At 64.0% G+C, this 19,124-nt stretch carries 16 protein-coding genes; 14 read left to right on the plus strand and 2 right to left on the minus strand.

Annotated elements, in window-relative coordinates:
• Positions 1-21: 21 nt before the first annotated feature.
• From hutU to ACVIHF_RS08990, 13 genes are all read left to right on the plus strand, one after another.
• Positions 22-1,689: a urocanate hydratase gene (gene hutU / locus ACVIHF_RS08930; RefSeq protein ID WP_253609387.1), complete on the plus strand. Its 1,668-nt coding sequence runs from the start codon at positions 22-24 to the stop codon at positions 1,687-1,689.
• Positions 1,690-2,052: 363 nt separating this feature from the next.
• Complete coding sequence (locus ACVIHF_RS08935; RefSeq protein ID WP_028331424.1) at positions 2,053-3,207, plus strand: transporter substrate-binding domain-containing protein; 1,155 nt, start codon at positions 2,053-2,055, stop codon at positions 3,205-3,207.
• On the plus strand, positions 3,204-3,845 hold the full coding sequence (locus tag ACVIHF_RS08940) for an ANTAR domain-containing response regulator (RefSeq protein WP_016845707.1): 642 nt from the start codon (positions 3,204-3,206) through the stop codon (positions 3,843-3,845). Before ACVIHF_RS08935 ends, ACVIHF_RS08940 begins: the two co-directional genes overlap by 4 nt.
• Before the next feature lie 127 nt (positions 3,846-3,972).
• Positions 3,973-5,223 (plus strand): transporter substrate-binding domain-containing protein, encoded by a 1,251-nt coding sequence (locus tag ACVIHF_RS08945; protein WP_057015919.1) that lies wholly within the window; start codon positions 3,973-3,975, stop codon positions 5,221-5,223.
• A gap of 129 nt (positions 5,224-5,352) precedes the next feature.
• On the plus strand, positions 5,353-6,222 hold the full coding sequence (gene urtB / locus ACVIHF_RS08950; protein ID WP_057015920.1) for an urea ABC transporter permease subunit UrtB: 870 nt from the start codon (positions 5,353-5,355) through the stop codon (positions 6,220-6,222).
• A 16-nt stretch (positions 6,223-6,238) separates the two neighbouring features.
• Positions 6,239-7,378 carry an urea ABC transporter permease subunit UrtC gene (gene urtC, locus ACVIHF_RS08955; protein WP_253609384.1) on the plus strand — a complete coding sequence of 380 codons (1,140 nt, stop codon included), beginning with the start codon at positions 6,239-6,241 and terminating at the stop codon, positions 7,376-7,378.
• The gene (gene urtD / locus ACVIHF_RS08960; protein WP_456791908.1) at positions 7,375-8,127 is read left to right on the plus strand and encodes an urea ABC transporter ATP-binding protein UrtD; all 753 of its coding nucleotides are present in this window, start codon (positions 7,375-7,377) and stop codon (positions 8,125-8,127) included. Before urtC ends, urtD begins: the two co-directional genes overlap by 4 nt.
• A complete protein-coding gene (gene urtE / locus ACVIHF_RS08965) occupies positions 8,120-8,812 on the plus strand; it encodes an urea ABC transporter ATP-binding subunit UrtE (RefSeq protein ID WP_050386944.1) in 693 nt (230 codons plus the stop codon). The genes urtD and urtE overlap by 8 nt, the downstream gene beginning before the upstream one ends.
• A 33-nt stretch (positions 8,813-8,845) precedes the next feature.
• Positions 8,846-9,883, plus strand: a complete 1,038-nt coding sequence (locus tag ACVIHF_RS08970) for an aliphatic amidase (RefSeq protein ID WP_028331418.1) — start codon at positions 8,846-8,848, stop codon at positions 9,881-9,883.
• A 95-nt stretch (positions 9,884-9,978) separates the two neighbouring features.
• On the plus strand, positions 9,979-11,313 hold the full coding sequence (locus ACVIHF_RS08975; RefSeq protein WP_456791909.1) for a purine-cytosine permease family protein: 1,335 nt from the start codon (positions 9,979-9,981) through the stop codon (positions 11,311-11,313).
• 34 nt (positions 11,314-11,347) lie between these two features.
• A complete protein-coding gene (locus ACVIHF_RS08980) occupies positions 11,348-12,367 on the plus strand; it encodes an alpha/beta fold hydrolase (protein WP_225647402.1) in 1,020 nt (339 codons plus the stop codon).
• A 34-nt stretch (positions 12,368-12,401) separates the two neighbouring features.
• Positions 12,402-13,229: a CbbQ/NirQ/NorQ/GpvN family protein gene (locus ACVIHF_RS08985; RefSeq protein ID WP_051002629.1), complete on the plus strand. Its 828-nt coding sequence runs from the start codon at positions 12,402-12,404 to the stop codon at positions 13,227-13,229.
• Between the two features lie 14 nt (positions 13,230-13,243).
• Positions 13,244-15,532: a VWA domain-containing protein gene (locus ACVIHF_RS08990; RefSeq protein ID WP_456791910.1), complete on the plus strand. Its 2,289-nt coding sequence runs from the start codon at positions 13,244-13,246 to the stop codon at positions 15,530-15,532.
• An 8-nt stretch (positions 15,533-15,540) separates the two neighbouring features.
• Here the strand turns inward: ACVIHF_RS08990 and ACVIHF_RS08995 are convergent, their stop codons facing one another.
• Together ACVIHF_RS08995 and ACVIHF_RS09000 are read right to left on the minus strand one after the other, a co-directional pair.
• Positions 15,541-16,128: an ANTAR domain-containing response regulator gene (locus tag ACVIHF_RS08995; protein WP_253609379.1), complete on the minus strand. Its 588-nt coding sequence runs from the start codon at positions 16,126-16,128 to the stop codon at positions 15,541-15,543.
• The gene (locus ACVIHF_RS09000) at positions 16,125-17,288 is read right to left on the minus strand and encodes a transporter substrate-binding domain-containing protein (RefSeq protein WP_456791911.1); all 1,164 of its coding nucleotides are present in this window, start codon (positions 17,286-17,288) and stop codon (positions 16,125-16,127) included. Before ACVIHF_RS09000 ends, ACVIHF_RS08995 begins: the two co-directional genes overlap by 4 nt.
• Before the next feature lie 423 nt (positions 17,289-17,711).
• Here ACVIHF_RS09000 and ACVIHF_RS09005 point away from each other — a divergent pair, with 423 nt between their 5' ends.
• Positions 17,712-19,112, plus strand: a complete 1,401-nt coding sequence (locus ACVIHF_RS09005) for an amidase (RefSeq protein WP_253609377.1) — start codon at positions 17,712-17,714, stop codon at positions 19,110-19,112.
• The last annotated feature ends 12 nt before the right edge of the window (positions 19,113-19,124 follow it).

Genomic DNA, 19,124 nt, shown 5'->3' on the forward strand with positions numbered 1-19,124 from the left:
TGCTTAGCAGGAACATCCGTCATGAACCGCCGACTGGATAACGAACGCATCATCCGTGCTCCCCGCGGCACCGACATCAGCGCCAAGAGCTGGCTGACGGAAGCACCGCTGCGCATGCTGATGAACAATCTGGACCCTGATGTCGCCGAGCGCCCGAGCGAGCTCGTGGTCTATGGCGGCATCGGCCGTGCGGCGCGCGACTGGGAGAGCTTTGATCGGATTGCCGCGTCCTTGCGCAAGCTCGAAGGCGACCAGACCCTGCTGGTGCAGTCCGGCAAGCCGGTCGGCATTTTCCGGACCCATGCCGACGCGCCGCGCGTGCTGATCGCGAATTCCAACCTGGTGCCGCATTGGGCAACGCTCGATCATTTCAACGAGCTCGACCGCCAGGGCCTGATGATGTTCGGCCAGATGACGGCAGGCTCCTGGATCTATATCGGCAGCCAGGGCATCGTGCAGGGGACCTACGAGACGTTCGTCGAGGTCGGCCGCCGGCACTATGGCGGCAGTCTCGCCGGCAAATGGATCCTGACGGCGGGCCTCGGCGGCATGGGCGGTGCCCAGCCGCTGGCCGCGACGATGGCCGGCGCCTCGATGCTCGCGGTCGAATGCCAGCCGAGCCGCATCGAGATGCGGCTGCGGACGGGCTACCTCGACCGCCAGGCGGCGACGCTCGATGACGCGCTCGCGATCATTGCTGAGGCGGTCAAGAGCCAGAAGCCGGTGTCGGTCGGCTTGCTCGGCAATGCGGCCGAGATCTTTCCCGAACTGGTGCGCCGCGGCGTGCGCCCGGACATCGTTACCGACCAGACCAGCGCGCATGATCCGATCAACGGCTATTTGCCCAAGGGATGGACGCTCGCAGATTGGGAAGCCAAACGCGCGGCCGATCCGAAGGCCGTTGAGACAGCGGCCAAGACCTCGATGGTCGATCACGTCCAGGCCATGCTGGATTTTCACGCGCAGGGAATCCCGACGCTCGATTACGGCAACAACATCCGCCAGATGGCCAAGGACATGGGCCTGAAGCAGGCGTTCGATTTCCCGGGATTCGTTCCGGCCTATATCCGTCCGCTGTTCTGCCGCGGCGTCGGACCGTTCCGCTGGGCGGCGCTGTCGGGCGATCCCGAGGACATCTTCAAGACCGATGCCAAGGTTAAGGAGCTGATGCCCAACGACAGCCACCTGCACAACTGGCTCGACATGGCCAAGGCGCGCATCAAGTTTCAGGGACTGCCGGCGCGAATTTGCTGGGTCGGGCTTGGCGACCGCCATCGGCTTGGCCTTGCCTTCAACGAGATGGTGGCGCGCAGCGAGCTCAAGGCGCCGATTGTGATCGGCCGCGATCATCTCGACAGCGGCTCGGTGGCGAGCCCGAACCGCGAGACCGAGGCGATGCGCGACGGCTCCGACGCGGTGTCCGACTGGCCGCTGCTCAACGCTTTGCTCAACTGCGCGAGCGGTGCCACCTGGGTGTCGCTGCATCACGGTGGCGGCGTCGGCATCGGCTATTCGCAGCACGCCGGCATGGTGATCGTCGCTGACGGCACGCCGGAGGCGGCGCGCCGACTGGAGCGTGTGCTGTGGAACGACCCGGCGACGGGCGTCATGCGCCACGCCGACGCCGGCTATGACACGGCGATCGAATGCGCGCGCGCCAATGGGCTCGATCTGCCCAGCCTGCGCTGATGGGACCTCCTCGATCGGGAGTTGCGGCATCTCCCGACCGGGGCGCAGGTTAACGAGCAATCTCGTTGCAGCTCTCAACCTTCCGGTTGATGTACGCGAGGTGACCGGCCGGACATGCCTTGATACGGGAAATCGGCGGTGCAGCTACCGGAGATAGGTGGTCCGTGGAGCGCTGCGCCTGTGACCCGTCGCGGGTGACACATTAGTCTGCCTGCTTTCGCGTCAGCTTCGCTGACAGGATGAGCGGCCAGGGTCCTTGTCTCGCGGCAGATGGCATGCAATCTTTCGCAGCCGGCAATGCTGTTCGAGAGCAACAAGAACAATAATCCCTCTCGTCCCTCCAATTCTGTCGAGGGCCTGATCATGTCGAACCTTACCCAAACGACATCCGCTCCGTGGCGGATCGGAGTGCTGTTCTCGCGAACCGGCTTCATGTCGGTCATCGAGGAGACCCAGTATCAGGGCACGCAACTCGCGATCGAAGAGGTGAATGAAGCGGGCGGCGTCTGCGGCCGCGAGCTGGTTCCCGTTGCCTATGACCCCGGATCGGACTCGGCCGCCTATGGTCATTACGCCAAGCGGCTGATGATCGAGGATCAGGTCAGCACGATCTTCGGCTGCTACACCTCGTCGAGCCGCAAGGCGGTGCTGCCGGTAGTCGAACGGCTGAACGGTCTGCTCTGGTATCCGACGCTTTACGAAGGGTTCGAGGCGTCGCCCAACGTCATCTACACCGGCGCCTCGCCGAACCAGAACAGCCTCGCGCTGTGCCGCTATTTGATGGATACGTTCGGAACGCGGTTCTATTTCGTGGGGTCCGACTACATCTATCCGCGCGAGTCCAACCGGGTGATGCGGGAGCTGCTCAAGAGCAACGGCGGCTCGGTGGTCGGCGAGCGCTATGTCAATGTTTACGCGCGCTGGCAGGATTTTGTGCCGATCATCCAGGATATCAAGCGTGTCAGGCCCGACGTGATCTTCTCGACCGTCGTTGGCGAGGGCACGGTGTTCCTTTATCAGGCCTATGCGAATGTCGGGCTCGATCCAAAGCAGGTGCCGATCGCCAGCCTGACCACGACGGAAGCGGAAATTGCCGCCATGGGCTTCGACGTCGGCGAGGGACACGTCACGGCCGCATCGTATTTCCAGGGCGTCGAGGGCAGCGCTAATAATGCGTTTGTGCAGCGCTTCAAGAAGCGGTTCGGCGCCGATATCTCAACCAACATGTGCGCCGAAGCATCCTATTTCCAGCTGCATCTGTTCGCGAAGGCGCTCGAGCAGGTCAATTCACTCGACACCGAAGTTCTCCGCTCGATGGTGTTCGGCACCAGCTTTGATGCACCGCAAGGTGCCGTCACCGTCAACCCGATGTCGGGTCATACCGACCTCTGGACCCGCATCGGGCGCGCCAACCGCCAGGGGCAGTTCGATGTCGTCAGCCAGTCGAAGGAGCCGGTGCATGCGGATCCGTTCCTGATCGGATATGGTCGTGCAACGCAAACAGGAAGCGTCCAATGAACGAAATGTCGCGTAAGCCGTCGCTGAGCCGAGACGTCGGCGGACGCAAGACCATGGTTCAGGAACTTGCCGATCTGTCGGCGGTGGTGGTCGCGCCGGTCGACGATCAGGTCGGCATGTTGCTGCGCGAGTTACAGCGGTTCCGGATGCGGGTGCGGCAGGTCTGGCCGATGCCGGAGAGCGTGCCCGCCGATGCCGACGTGGTGTACTGCGAATATTCCCCTGACCTGGCGCGGCGCCTGCCATGGATTCCCGGCGACGCGCGCTCGGCGCTGGTTGTGATCCTGCCGGCGACGGAAACCGTTCACGCCGATGCGCTGTGTCATGCGACGCCGAACGCCGTGCTGCCGCGGCCGTTCACGCAGAATGCCGTGCTGTCCAGTCTCGTGCTGGCGCGCAGTCAATTTGGTTATGAACGGCGGCTTCGCAGCAAGATCGAGAAGCTCGATGACAATCTGCGCTCGATGCGCACGGTGGAGCGCGCCAAGGCGATCCTGATGGCGACGCGGCAGATGCCGGAAACCGAAGCCTATGGCTTCATCAGACGACAGGCGATGGATCGTCGCGTGTCGGCAAGTGCAGTCGCCGCGGCGATTGTTGACTCGTTCGAACTGCTTGGCTACGATCATCAACAGTAAGCCCCAATAGCGGGGCCGGCGGCGACAGCGCCGCCTTCGACACAACCGGCAACAAAGCCCTCCCAATGCTCGCGTAAGCGCGCATCGGGAGGGCTTTTTGTTTTTTCAGTCCTGAAGGGAGCTAGGGATGAGCATTTCACGGCGGACTTTGCTGAGGAATACCGCGGCGCTGGGCGCGTTTGCCGGCGCCGGACTGCCGCACATCTGGATCAAGAACGCCGACCTCGCTTACGCCGCCGGCGGCGAGATCAAGGTCGGCGTGCTGTTCTCGCTGACGGGAACGACCGCGATCATCGAGGAATCGCTCAACAAGGCGACGCTGCTCGCCATCGAGGAGATCAACGCCGCAGGCGGCATCAAGGGCAGCAAGATCGTGCCGATCGTCGAGGACCCCGCGTCCGATCCGGCGACCTTCTCGGAGAAGGCTCGCAAGCTCGTCGTCGGCGACAAATGCGTCAGTGTGTTCGGTTCCTACACCTCGGCAAGCCGCAAGGCGGTGCTCCCGGTGTTCGAGCGGCAGAACAATCTCTATTGGTATCCGACGCTCTACGAAGGCCGCGAGTGCTCGAAGAACGTCATCTACACCGGCGCGGTGCCGAACCAGCAGCAGGACGAGTTCGTGCCCTGGCTGGTCAAGAAGTTCGGCAAGAAGTTCTACCTGATCGGCTCCAACTACATCTATCCGAAGGAAGAGAACAACTACTGCAAGAAGCTGCTTGAGAAACTCGGCGGCGAGGTCGTGGCGGAAGAATATGTGCCGCTCGGCCATTCCGAATTCTCTTCCGTCATCAACAAGATCCGCTCGACTCAGCCGAACGTGATCTTTTCCACCGTGGTCGGCGATTCCGTGGTCGCGCTGCATCGTCAGTACAAGGCGGCCGGCCTCGATCCCGAGAAGATGCCGATGGCGAGTCTCACGACCTCCGAGAACGAAGTCGCTGCGATGGGCGGCGAGGCGGCCGCCGGTCACTTCACCTCGGCGCCTTACTTCATGGTGCACAAGTCGCCGGAGAACGAGAAGTTCGTCGAGGCTTACAAGAAGCGTTGGGGCGCCGACAAGGTGACGCATTTCGTGTCGGAGGCCTGCTACTTCCAGACCTACCTGTTCAAGCAGGCGGTCGAGAAGCTCGCGACCAGCGATCTCACGCCGCCGAACATCCGCGACGCGGTCAAGGGCCAGGAAGTGATTGCACCGCAGGGCAAGGTCCGGATCGAGCCGGAGAACCTGCACACCTGGCTGTGGCCCAAGATCGCGCAGGCGAAGTCGAACGGACAGTTCGAGATTCTCGTCGAGGCCAAGGAGTGGCTGAAGCCGGTGCCTTACGCGGCCTATCCCGGACAGTCATGCACCGAGAAGGGCTTGGTCGAGAAGAGCTGACGACGGGGGCTGACGAAGGCCGTCGGCGTGCGGCGCCGGCGGCCAGCGTCCCGAAACGAATGCTGCCTCTCGCACGAACGGGGGCGAGGGGCAGGGCGCACAACGCGAACATCGAAAGCGGATCCCGACGTGGACCAATTCATCGAACAAATCGTCACCGGCCTCAGCATCGGATCGATCCTGCTGCTGGTCGCGCTGGGCCTGTCGATCATCTACGGCTCGATGGGCATCATCAATCTCGCCCATGGCGAGTTCGTGATGCTGGGCGCTTACGCGGCCTGGGTGTTCCATACCTATCTCGGGCTCGGCCTGCTCGCGAGCCTGGTGCCGATCTTCTTCGTGGTCGCCGCGTTCGGCTGGGTCATTGAGCGTTACGTCCTGAGCCTGCTCAACAACCGGCCGCTGGACACGATCCTTGCGACCTGGGGCGTCGGCATCATGCTGCAGCAGGCGGTGCGGCTGATGGTCGGCAGCGAACTGCGCTACGTGCAGCTGCCGCCGGCGCTGTCCGACAGCATGGACGTGTTCGGCATCTCGGTATCGTCCTATCGGGTGTTCCTGTTCGTGGTGTCGATCGCACTGTTCGTGGCGACCTGGTTGCTGATGAACCGCACCACGGTCGGAATGAAGCTACGCGCGATCATCCAGGACCGTTCCGTCGCTGCCTCGTTCGGCATCAACGCCAAACGGGTCTATGCGCTGACCTTCGCCTACGGTGCGGGCCTTGCGGGACTGGCCGGCGCGCTGGTGTCGCCGCTGAAGAGCGTGTCGCCCGATATGGGCACCGGCTATGTGGTCGATGCCTTCATGGTGGTGGTGCTCGGCGGCGTGCAGAGCCTCGCCGGCACCGTGGCGAGCGCCTTCATCCTCGGCGAGCTCTCCGGCGGCATTGCCTTCCTGCAGAACGACACGGTGGCCAAGGCGATCGTGCTGCTCGCCATCGTCGTGCTCATCCGTTTCCGCCCCGAGGGGCTTTTCACCGCACGCGTGCGGGCCTGAGACAGATCGCTCATCTATGCCGTCGCATGTTCCTAACTCCAGCGGATTGCAGCGCCTGATCGCGCAGCTTGCGCCTCTGCTGATCGTCTGCGCCGTGGTGTTCGCGCTGCCGGTGATGCTCAACAACGACTTCCTGCTCAACAAGGTCGCGCGTTATCTGGTGCTGGGCATCCTCACGGTGTCGCTCGGGCTGTCCTGGGGATTCGGCGGCATCCTGAATCTCGGCCAAGCGATGAGCTTCGGGCTCGGCTCCTACGCCATGGCAATGGCGCTCAAGCTCAAGACCGTGCCGGTGCACACGGGGGCGAGCGGACTGCCGGACTTCATGGTCTGGAATAATGTCCAGCATTTGCCGTGGTTCTGGGAGCCGTTCCGCTCGCTGACCTTCGCGATCGCCGCGGGCCTGATCGTGCCGGCGCTGGTTGCGGCGGCGCTCGGCTGGTTCATGTTCCGGGGCCGCGTCACCGGCGTCTATGTCTCGATCATCACGCTCGCCACCATGGTGGTGATCAATCTCGTGATCATCGACCAGCAGAGCTACACCGGCGGCTTCAACGGCATCACCGATCTCGCCCAGCTCGAGATCTTCGGCGTCGCGTTCGACGCCTATGGCCGCGCAACCTACTATCTCGTGGCCAGCTGTGTCCTGCTCAGCCTGCTTGTCGCCTTTGCCTTTACAAGGACCAAGGCCGGCCTGATCGTGCAGGCGATCCGCGACCATGAGAGCAGGGTGCGCTACTTCGGCTACGACGTCGCGCTCTACCAGATCTTCGTGTTCGCGCTGTCGGCGGCGATCGCGGGCCTTGCCGGCATGCTCTACACGGTGGTGATGGAGTTTGCCTCGCCGACCTTCCTCGGCGTGCAGCTCTCTCTTTCGGTCGTGGTGTGGTGCGCGGTCGGCGGCCGGCAGAGCCTGGTCGGTGCGTTCCTCGGCGCGGTGCTGGTGGCGGGTATGCAGGGCGCGCTGTCGGAGTCAGCGGCGTTCCTGGAAACCTGGACGCTGGTGATGGGCGCGCTGTTCGTGCTCGTGGTGCTGTTCCTGCCGAAGGGGCTCGCTGGCCTCGCACAGGTCATGCTGCGCTGGATCGTGCAGCGCCGCCATGCGGCCGCGGGCGGGGTGGCGCAAGGCGTCGGCCAGACGGAGGGCAGCACATGAGCTCCCATCTCGATCTCCGCGACGTGTCGGTCAGCTTCAACGGTTTCAAGGCACTCAATTCACTCAACATGAGCGTGCGCAAGGGCGAGCTGCGCTGCCTGATCGGGCCGAACGGCGCGGGCAAGACCACCGCGCTGGACATCATCTGCGGCAAGGTCAAGCCGAGCGCCGGCACGGTGAGCTTCGATGGCACCGCGCTGCAGGAACTTGAGGAATACGAAATCGCCCGCGCCGGCGTCGGCCGCAAATTCCAGGTGCCGAGCGTGTTCCGCGAGCTGTCGGTCTCCGAGAACCTCGAAGTGGCGCGGGCGCGTCGCACCTCCGTGCTTGGCAATTTGCGCTGGAACATCGGCAATTCAGGACGCGAGCATGTCGAGCGTCTGGCCGAGCTGGTCGGGCTCACCGAGCAGCTCGACCGGCCGGCCGCCTATCTGTCGCACGGTCAGACCCAGTGGCTGGAGATCGGCATGCTGGTCGCCCAGGACGCCGAGCTGATCCTGATGGACGAGCCCACCGCGGGCATGACGGCGCAGGAAACCCGCAAGACCGCCGAACTGTTCGCACGGCTGAAGGGCAAGCACACGCTGATCGTGGTCGAGCACGACATGGGCTTCGTCAAGGCGATCGGCGACATCATCTCCGTGATGCATATGGGCCAGATGCTGGCCGAGGGCACCGCGGCGGAAGTGGAAGCGCATCCGGAAGTGCGCCGCGCCTATCTCGGATCGGGAGGCATCAGCCATGCTTGAGCTGACCGACGTCGACGCCTTCTACGGCAACAGCCGCGCCCTGCAGGGCATCAACCTGATGGTTGGCAATGGCGAATTCCTCTCGGTGCTCGGCCGCAACGGCGTCGGCAAGACCACGCTGATGCGCAGCATCCTCGGCCTGATGGACCGGTGCACCGGACGGCTATCGCTCGACGGTGCCGACATCTCGCCGCTGCGGACCTATCAGCGCGCCAAGGCCGGTATTGCCTACGTGCCGCAGGGCCGCGGGATTTTGCCGCGCTTCACCGTGCGGGAGAACCTGACGCTCGGAACCTTCGCGGCGAAATCGGCCAACGGAATCGAGGAGTGGGTGCTCGAGCTGTTTCCGGTACTCAAGGACTTTCTCAATCGCTATGGCGGCAATCTCTCCGGCGGCCAGCAGCAGCAGCTTGCGATCGCGCGGGCGCTGCTGGCCAAGCCCAAGGTCATCCTGCTGGACGAGCCGACCGAGGGCATCCAGCCGAACATCGTCGAGCAGATCGAGGACGTGATCGTCAGTCTCAATCGCGAGCGCGGCATCACGGTCGTGCTGGTCGAACAGAATGTCGCGTTCGCGCGGCGCGCGTCTCACCGCTTCGCGCTGCTCGAAAAGGGACGCGTCGTCGCCAAGGGCGCGATCGGTGAGCTCACCGATGATCTCATCCAGCTGCACATGGCCGTGTAGCGGGAATTATCGCTCAGGAAAGGGAGTCGAGACATGTTGCATGGAGACATATCGAGCAGCAAGGACACGGTCGGCGTTGCCGTGGTGAACTACAAGATGCCGCGCCTGCACACCAAGGCCGAGGTGCTGGATAACGCGCGCAACATCGCCAAGATGGTCGAGGGCATGAAGCTCGGCCTTCCGGGCATGGACCTCGTGATCTTCCCGGAATACTCGACCCACGGCATCATGTACGACTCCAAGGAGATGTACGAGACGGCGTCGTCCGTGCCGGGCGAGGAGACCCGCATCTTCGCAGACGCCTGCCGTAAGGCCAAGGTCTGGGGGGTGTTCTCGCTAACCGGCGAGCGTCACGAGGAGCACCCCAACAAGGCGCCGTACAACACCCTGATCCTGATGAACGACAAGGGCGAGATCGTCCAGAAGTATCGCAAGATCATGCCGTGGGTGCCGATCGAGGGTTGGTATCCCGGCGATTGCACCTACGTCTCGGACGGGCCCAAGGGACTGAAGATCAGCCTGATCATCTGCGACGACGGCAACTATCCGGAGATCTGGCGTGACTGCGCGATGCGCGGTGCCGAGCTGATCGTGCGCTGCCAGGGCTACATGTATCCGGCCAAGGAGCAGCAGATCCAGATCTCGAAGTCGATGGCCTGGGCCAACAACTGCTACGTCGCGGTCGCAAACGCCTCCGGCTTCGACGGCGTCTATTCCTACTTCGGCCATTCCGCGCTGATCGGCTTCGACGGAAGGACGCTCGGCGAGTGCGGCACCGAGGAGAACGGCATCCAGTACGCGCAGCTCTCGGTGTCGCTGATCCGCGACGCCCGCCGCAATATGCAGTCGCAGAACCATCTCTTCAAGCTGATGCACCGCGGTTACACCGGCCTGATCAACTCCGGCGACGGCGATCGCGGCCACGCGGTCTGCCCCTACACCTTCTACAAGAACTGGATCACCGACCCCGAGGGGACACGGGAAATGGTCGAGGCCATGACCCGTCCGACTGTCGGAACCGACGAATGCCCGATCGAGGGCATTCCGAACCAGAAAGTCGCACATCGTTGAGTGACATCGATGATCGGCACCGGCGCGATGTTTCGCGCCGGCGTGGTTCCGTGCAACGGCGGACACTTCCTCGCGGAGGAAACAGGGGGGACATCATGAGCGGTCAATCGAATAGCGGGCTGGTTCAGCAGACCGAAGGGCAGATCGACGATCTTCTCGGCCATGAATTCGAGCACGAGCCGGTACCGATGAGCGCTCGGCGCAGCGCCTTCTCGGTCACGATGGTGTGGCTGGGCTTTCCGATGATCATCACCGGCGCGATGACCGGATCGTTGCTGGTGCTGGGCATGGGATTCAAGAATGCGCTAGTGGCGATGATCATCGGCAATTTGATCATGTTCGCCTATGTCGGCGCGCTCGGCCTGATCGGCACCCGGCGAGGCATGAACTTCGCGCTTATCGCCAGCATCGTGTTCGGAAAGAAGGGCTACGTGCTGGCGTCGGGCCTGCTGTCGACCCTGCTGCTCGGCTGGTATGCGGTGCAGACCGGCATCACCGGCGCATTGATCTCCTCGACCTACGGCCTCAACTATGTGGCGATGACCATCGTCGCCGGCGTGCTCTATATCGGGATCACCTTCGTCGGCGTGAAGGGATTGCACTGGATCGGGCTGGCGTCGGTGCCGCTGTTTGTCGTGCTTGGCCTCTGGGTCGCGGCCGATGCCGCCTCGACCACGACGTCGGCGGCGATCTTCGGCTATGCCGGCAACAATGGCGTCGCCAGCATGTCGATGGGCGTCGGGCTTACCGTGGTGCTCGCGCTGTTCATCGATGCAGGCACGGTGACAGCGGACTTCAATCGCTGGGCGCCGAGCACGCGGGCCTCGCTGTTTGCCACGTTCAGCGCATTTCCGTTCGCCAATCTGGTGGCGATGCTGGTCGGCGGCGTGATGACGGCGGCGCTCGCCGTGCCGAACGCAAATCCGTTCGGTGTCGACAACATGTTCGGCTACATGAACGGCAAGCAGCTGACCTGGCTCAGCATCCTCGCGTTCATCTTCCTCTATGCCAATTTAGGCTCGGTCTGCTCGCATTGCTTGTACAATGCGGCGACCGGCTGGTCGCGCATCCTCGGGACCAATATGCGGCTGATGGCGGTGGTGCTCGGCGCGCTTGGTATCCTGGTCGCTGCCGGCAATGTCTGGGCGTTCTTCATCCAGTGGCTGTCGCTGCTCGGCATCCTCGTGCCGCCGATCGGTGCGATCATTCTGGTCGATCAGTATCTGCTACGGGCCGAGGCGCGCGCGGACGTCGACTGGCGTGCGAAGCCGTTCATCGCCTGGGGCATCGGGTCGCTGTTTGCCTTTGCGGTTGAAAACCTGATGCCGGGACTGTCCACTGCGATCTCCGCCGCGGTGGTCGCAGGCATCGTGTACGGTGCGATCGCACGGGTGGAGTCTCCGACTGAAAAGGTGGCGCGTCCGGCGTAAGCGATCAGCTCGATCAAGCAAGAAGGGTACATCAATGAGCGTCGACTATCAGATCCATGATCTCGGCAATTTGACCTTGCAGCGCGGCGCGACCATTCGCGACTGCAAGCTCGCCTACAAGACCTATGGCCAGCTCAACGCAGCCAAGGACAACGTCATCGTCTATCCGACCTGGTACTCCGGCCAGCACTACGACAATGAATGGCTGATCGGACCGGGCAGGGCGCTCGACCCGGCAAAGTACTTCATCATCATCCCGAACATGCTCGGCAACGGGCTGTCGTCGTCGCCGAGCAACACGCCGGAACCGTATAATGGACCGCGTTTTCCGCAGGTGACGGCCTATGACAATGTGCGCGCCCAGCATCGGCTGGTGACCGAGAAATTCGGCATCAAGCATATCCGTCTCGTCGTCGGCTGGTCGATGGGCGCGCTGCAGACGTTCCATTGGGGCGCGCTCTATCCCGATATGATGGACCTCTTGGCGCCGTTCTGTGGCTCGGCCAAATGCTCGCGGCACAACTTCGTGTTCCTCGAGGGCGTGAAGGCGGCGCTCACCGCGGATGCTGCGTGGAAGGAAGGCTGGTATACCGACAAGCCGGCCCGCGGCCTGCGCGCTGCCGCGCGTGTCTATGCCGGCTGGGGCTTTTCGCAGGCCTTCTATCGCGAGCAGCTCGACATCAAGACGCTGGGCTATTCGTCGCTGGAGGATTTCCTGGTGGCGTTCTGGGAAGGCTTCTTCCTGCCGAAGGATCCCAACAATCTGCTGACCATGCTGTGGACCTGGCAGCACGGCGACATCAGCGACAACGAAATCTACAACGGCGACTTCAAGGCCGCGCTGCGGGCGATCAAGGCCAAGGCCTATGTCATGCCGGGGCAGACCGATCTCTATTTCCCGCCGGAGGACAGCGCGTTCGAGGTCGAGAACATGCCGAACGCCAAGCTCGTGCCGGTGCCGTCGATCTGGGGCCACTTCGCCGGCGGGCCGGGGACCAATCCGGTCGATGTCGACTTTATCGACGGCAAGCTCAAGGAGCTGCTCGCATCGTGATATCGACCGGTTGCGAACGGCTGCCTGCGCGATCATGGGAGGCGTGAGCTTGTCCAATCCCGCTTTGCTGCTTGACCAGTACCGCATCCGGGAAGAGCCGTATTACCGGCCGCTCAAGGATGAGGTCGAACTGTTCGGTGCAGCCTATGCCAACCGCATGCCGGTGATGCTGAAAGGCCCCACCGGCTGCGGCAAGACTCGCTTCATAGAATATATGGCGTGGCGGCTGGGCCGCCCGCTGATTACGGTCGCCTGCCACGAGGACATGACGGCGGCGGATCTGGTGGGGCGCTGGCTGCTCGACGCAGAGGGCACGGTGTGGAGCGACGGGCCGCTCACCACAGCGGTGCGTCTTGGCGCGATCTGTTACCTCGACGAGATCGTCGAGGCGCGCCAGGACACGACGGTCGTGATCCATCCCTTGACCGACGATCGTCGTGTGCTGCCGCTGGAAAAGCGTGGTGAATTGATCCACGCCCATTCCGACTTCCAGCTCGTGATCTCCTACAATCCGGGCTACCAGAGCGCGATCAAGGACCTCAAGGAATCCACCAAGCAGCGCTTCGCGGCGCTGGATTTCGGCTATCCTGATCGGCCGGCCGAAACCGAGGTGGTGTCGCGCGAAGCCGGTATCGAGCCGAACCTCGCCGATCTCCTGGTGAAGATCGCCCAGCACAGCCGCAACCTGAAAGGCCAGGGGCTCGACGAAGGTGCCTCGACCCGGATGCTGGTCAATGCCGGCCGACTGATCGGATGCGGGATCAGCCTCGAAAAGGCCTGCGAGACCACGATCGTCGTTCCCTTGACCGATGATGCGGACACCAGGAACACGTTGCGCGACGTGATCTCGGCCTGTGGGTAAGTGGAAGATTGCAGGTGGCGGTCGCGCAAATCAGTTCGCTCGATAGCTTCCGGTCCGGACGTCGGCTTGCGGCACTGTTGCGCGGCCATGACGATGTAGCTGCGGCCGTGCAGGCGGCGCGCGCCGCTTTGCAGCGAACCGGTTGGTTCGATCATTTGGCGGTCTGGGACGAGGCCGTGCACGCCCTGTTCGAGGCCAATCTCGGTCAAGCCGTGGTGCAGGGTTTTCTGCGTCTATCGGAGCAATGGCCGGCGCAGCGATCGGCCGATGATCTGATCGCGATCGGCCGCGCGGTCAGGGACATCGGCTGCAGTGCCGGAAGCCGCGTCGCCCATGCCTTGCTGACCGAATTGTCCAAGGTGCTGCCCCGGCTTGCGGGTGCAGGAGAACTCACCGCGGTTCTCGCCGCGCTCGACGAACTCGCAGCCACCGGGCCGGAGTCGGCGGGGCTCGCGATCGGCCGGCTGGGGCAGTTTCTGACGCATGCCGGCGGCGAGGAGTTTGCGGCGTGGGTCTCCGCTGGCTTGCGCGCCAGTGGCAGTCGCGCATCGCGCCGCCGCGCCTATTTCGCGCTCGACGATCAGCTTTCGGCGCAGCTGTTCGCAGCCGGTCGGAGCGGGGATGATTTCGCGCGGCTGGAGAAGCGCCTCGCTGCAACCACGATCGCGTTGTGGAACAGAAAGCCGCGTTTCCGCAAACTTGCCGTTGCACCGACGCCGGTGCCGCGGCGGACCTCGCTCGCCGCCGGCCTCGTCGGTCTTCCGCAGACCTTTCCCGGCTTCGAGGGCGAGGCGGCCGACGCCGTCTATCTCGCGGCGGTCGCGCATGCCGGCGCGCATCTGGTGCATTCCACCGTCCGCTTTCCGGTGAGGCGACTGAAGGCGCTGCAGATCGCGCTGGTCTCGCTGATCGAGGATGCCCGGGTCGAGGCGCTGGCGCTCCACCAGATGCCGGGGCTGCGCCGGCTGTGGCTGCCATTTCACAGCGCGACGCCAGCCGGCCAGGCAACCGCAGCCGGACTGATGATGCGGCTGGCGCGGGCGCTGATCGATCCCGATTATCAGGATCCGGATGCGTGGGTGACCAAGGGACGGACGCTGTTTGCCGCTGCCGCCGGCCGCTGGACCGATCCCGCCATCAGCCGCGAGATCGGTGGTTTGCTCGGCAACGACATCGGGCAGATGCGGCTGCAGTTCAACGCCAAGAGCTACGTCGTCGAACCTGCCTATCGCGACGACAATCTGGCGCTGTGGGATTTCGGCGACCAGCGGGACAGTCCGGCCGAGACGATCGAACTTGCCGTCGATTCCGTCCGGATCGAGCGGCGCGACGATGCGGGTGGCCAATCGGCCGACGACAACGCCAGGCCGGACGAGACGCTGCGCGCGAAGGCCAGCGCGGTAACGCTGCTGGACGGGTTTCCGGTCGCGACCTACCCGGAATGGGACTATGCGGCGCGTACCGAGCGGCCGGACTGGACAACGATTCTGGAAGCCGATGCAGCCGTTTCCGCGCAGCCCTTCGATTCCTCGACGGACGCCGACGCGATGCGCTGGATCACGGAGTTGACCCGCGACGCGTCGATCGGCCGCCGGATCAGACACAAGGGCCAGCGCGACGGCGACGCGCTCGACATCGACGCGGCGATCGCCCTGACGATCGAGCGGCGCACCGGCAATATCAGCGAGCCCAGGGTCTACCAGCGCGATGCGCCGGGACCGCGCGATCTCGCCATCCTGCTGCTCTTGGACCTGTCGCAATCGACCGCCGACCGTGACCGCCGCGGCCGGACGGTCCTCGACGTCGAACGCAAGGCGGCTGCGATCATGGCGGCGGCGGTCGAGGCCGCGAATGATGCGATCGCGGTGCATGGTTTCAGCTCCGACGGCCGCGAGCGCGTGCGCTATCTGCGCATCAAGGGCTTTGCGGAGCCGATGGATGCCGTGGTTCGTTCACGTCTCGCGGGTCTTGGCAGCAGCCATTCCACGCGCCTCGGCGCGGCATTGCGCCATGCCGGGGGCTACCTCGCGGAACGACGCGCGTTCCGGAAAGTGCTGCTGGTTCTGACCGACGGCGAGCCGTCCGACGTCGACGTGCCGGATGCGCAATATCTCGTCGAGGACGCCCGCCGGGCCGCGCAGCAGCTGCGGCGGCGCGGCACCGATATCTTTGCCTTTGGTATCGGTGAGCACAAATTTCCCCAGCTCGATCGGATTTTCGGCGAGCGTTATGCGCTCCGCGTGCCGCGCATCGAGGTGCTGCCGCAACGGGTGATGCAGCTCTACGCAGAACTGAAGAAATAGTCCCGGCTCTAGCCCGTTGCCCGCGGCAGGGAACCCTTTGCGGTGATCTCCGCCGAGAGTTCCTCGATCGTCTTGCGCTGCTCCATGGCGGCGCGGCGGATCAGCGCAAAGGCAGCCGGCTCGGCCAGCGCATGGGTGTGCATGACCTGAAGGACCGCGGCGAGCACGACACGGCGGGATCGCAGGCGCTGCTCCAGCTTGAGCACCTGCTGCTTGAGCTCGCTGGTGCGCTCGCTTCGCTCGAAAGCCAGGACGAGCGCGGCATAGATGCCGGCCGATCGCAGCGGCTTTACCAGAAACGACGCCGGATCGAGGTCGAGCACCAGCTTCAGACGGCTTGGCGTCTCGGTGCCGAGCAGGGTGATGACCGGGCTTCGTCCAAGCGACGTCCGTTGCGCCGGCGAGGTGAGCGGCAGGAACTCGTCATCGATCAGCGTCACGTCGGGACGGCAGTCGATACTGGCACCGGGCTCCCATGTGACGATCTCGATCCCGAGACGCTCGAACTGGCGCCTGACGATCGAGGCATCGCGCTCATCCTTGATGGCGACGAGCGCCTTGCGCCCGCGCAGCGAAAATGACGACGGTTTGCTCATTTCACAACCCGCAAATGCGGCGCATTCGGCAACGTTCCATCCCTTGCCGGGCTGGCGGCGATGTCGAGCTGCGTCAGATAAGGATCCGGTCTAACCGGCGCTTCAGCTTCCCAGAAGATGTCAAACTGTCCTTCGGCGTTCGAGACGGCCAGCCGCGGCGTCAGGACGCAGTGGTTGTTGCTGCCGTCGATCCAGACCGGACCTTGCGGCGAATTGTAGCGATGGCCGGCCGCGGCGCGCCGCACCTCGCCGATATCGGATGTGCCGGCACGCTGCAGCGCGCGGGCCAGCAGATAGACCGCGACATAGGCGGATTGCCCGTCGACGGACGGGCTGCTGTGCTCGCCGTAGCGCGCCTTCCAGCGCGCCACGAAGGCCCGGTTCTCGGGCAGGCGAATGCTCTCGAAATAGGCCGACGAGGTGATGCATCCGGCCGACGCGGGACCCGCGATCTTGAGCTCGGGCTCGCACAGGCTGCAGCTCAGCATCGGGATGTCGAGGCCGGCCGCGGCGGTTGCCGCATGAAAGGCGCGGATGAAGTCATAACTCGAACTGCCGACCAAGGTGTTGAAGACGACCGGCGGCCGGCGCCGCACGATCTCGTCCACGATGTGGGTGACCGCGCTTTCACCGAGTTCGAGCAGGCGTTCGGCGAGAATGCGTCCTTTGGCCGCCGTCACCAGCTCGCGGGTGACGCGATTGGTTTCCCAGGTCCAGACGTAGTTGGAGCCGACACAGAAGATCTCGTGCGACAGATTATCGAGCACGTAACGCACCAGTGGCAGCACGTTGTGATTGGGTGAGGCGCCGACATAGATGACATTGTCGGAGCACTCGAACCCCTCGTAGCGCGCCGGATACCAGAGCAGGCGATCGGTACGCTCGACGATCGGCAGCACCTGCTTGCGCGAGGCCGAAGTGTAGCAGCCGATGATGTGCTCGACGCCGACGTTGCGAATGAGGTCGTCGCAGACCGTGTGGTACTCCGAAATGATTCCGCGGGGATCGCGGACATGCGCAGATATCGCGAAGTCGAACTCGTCCTGATTGTTGATTTCGTCGACCGCCATCATGGCGCTCTTCAGGATCTCGCGTCCCATGGCCTGATAGGGCCCGTGCTGCGAGCAGATGATGCCAACTGGAATGGAGGGCTTGGTCATTGAGTGCTTTCGGCGGCGCAACGCATCAAGGAAATCATCTTCGCAGAGGTCGGTGCAAGAGGTCATGCCGATTTGCTGCGCATGCACCTCGCGAAATTTGTGCAGCCAGCCTCGTTGACAACGCGCTGCACACCTCCTTAGAATTTTCTCCTACAGGGCTTCCTGTCGAACCTTGCGTGCGTCGATTTGGCCGATGACGTCCCGATCGCCGCGCAGAGTGCTCCGTTCGACTTCGGACCCATGCGATAGTTCATAGCCGCGGCATTTGGGCCATTCGTCACCTTCGTTTCGGAGGGGCGGGTGGTTTTTTGCTTTTGCCGCTAAACAAATTGGCGACACGTCCGTGCCGCCAAGCCGGAGGCGCATGCGCGGTGATGGGCAGTGCCTGCGCTTGCGTCATGTCAAGTGCGGGGATGAGAAACGATGCCGACGACGGATCTTCACTATCTCGGGCTCATTGAGATCGGGCAGCAAATCCAGGCCAAAAAGCTCTCGCCGGTCGAGGTGACCAAGGCGATGCTCGGGCGGATCGAGCAGCTCGACGGCAAGCTCAAGAGCTACGCCTATGTGATGGGCGAGGCGGCGCTGGCCGAAGCGGCGGCAGCCGAGAAGGACATCGCGTCCGGCAAGATCAAGGGACCGCTCCACGGCGTGCCGATCGCCGTCAAGGATTTGTGCTGGGCCAAGGGCGCGCCGGCCGCGCATGGCATGACCATTCATCGGGACTTCCGGCCGAGCGAGGATGCCACGGTCGTCGCGCGGTTGAAGGATGCCGGCGCTGTCATCCTCGGCAAGCTGCAGCAGACCGAGGGCGCCTATGCCGACCATCACCCGAAGATCGACCCGCCGAAGAATCCGTGGAATGCCGATTTGTGGTCGGGCGCATCGTCGAGCGGTTCCGGCGTCGCCACCGCCGCGGGGCTTTGCTTTGGCTCGCTTGGCACCGATACGGGCGGCTCGATCCGCTTTCCATCGGCCGCCAACGGCATCACCGGGCTGAAGCCGACCTGGGGACGCGTGAGCCGTTATGGCGCGTTCGAACTTGCGGCAACGCTCGATCACATCGGGCCGATGGCGCGCAGCGCGGCCGATTGCGGCGCGATCCTCGCCGTGATTGCCGGCCAGGATCCCAAGGACACCACCTCCGTGCCGCTGCCTGTGCCGAACTATCTCGCCGGCCTGTCCGGCGATTTGCGCGGCGTGACGATCGGGGTCGATCGGCGCTGGACCAGCGAAGGTACCGACGAGGCTGCCGGCAAGGTGCTCAGCGAAGGGCTGCGCGTTGCTGCCGATCTGGGCGCGAAGATCAAGGACATCACGTTTCCTGATCCCAAGGCCGTCATCGAGGACTGGTTCCCCTTGTGCGGCATCGAAGTGGCGGTCGCGCACGAAGAGACCTATCCGGCCCGCAAGGACGAATACGGTCCGGCGCTCGCCGGCCTGCTTGATCTCGGCCGGGCGCAATCCGGCATGAACTATCAGAAGATCGTGCTGCGGCGCGAAGCATTCCGCGGCGCGGTGCGGCTGTTGTTCGAGACGGTCGATCTGATCGCCGTTCCGGCCCAGGCGTTCGCTGCGCCGACATTGGCCAAGATGGCGGCGCTGGGTGAGGACCCGTCGCTGATTACCGGGCTGCTGCGCTTCACCTGTCCGTTCGACATGACCGGCAGCCCGACCGTCACGCTTCCCGGCGGCTTCGCGCCGAACGGCGGGCCGATCGCCTTCCAGTTCGTCGGCCGTCACTTCGACGAAGCAAGCCTCGTTCGCGCGGGCGATGCTTTCCAGCGCGTCACCGACTGGCACAAGCGCCATCCCGCGATCTGAATTGAGGAGCCG

This window comes from Bradyrhizobium sp. USDA 4506, from assembly GCF_054058795.1.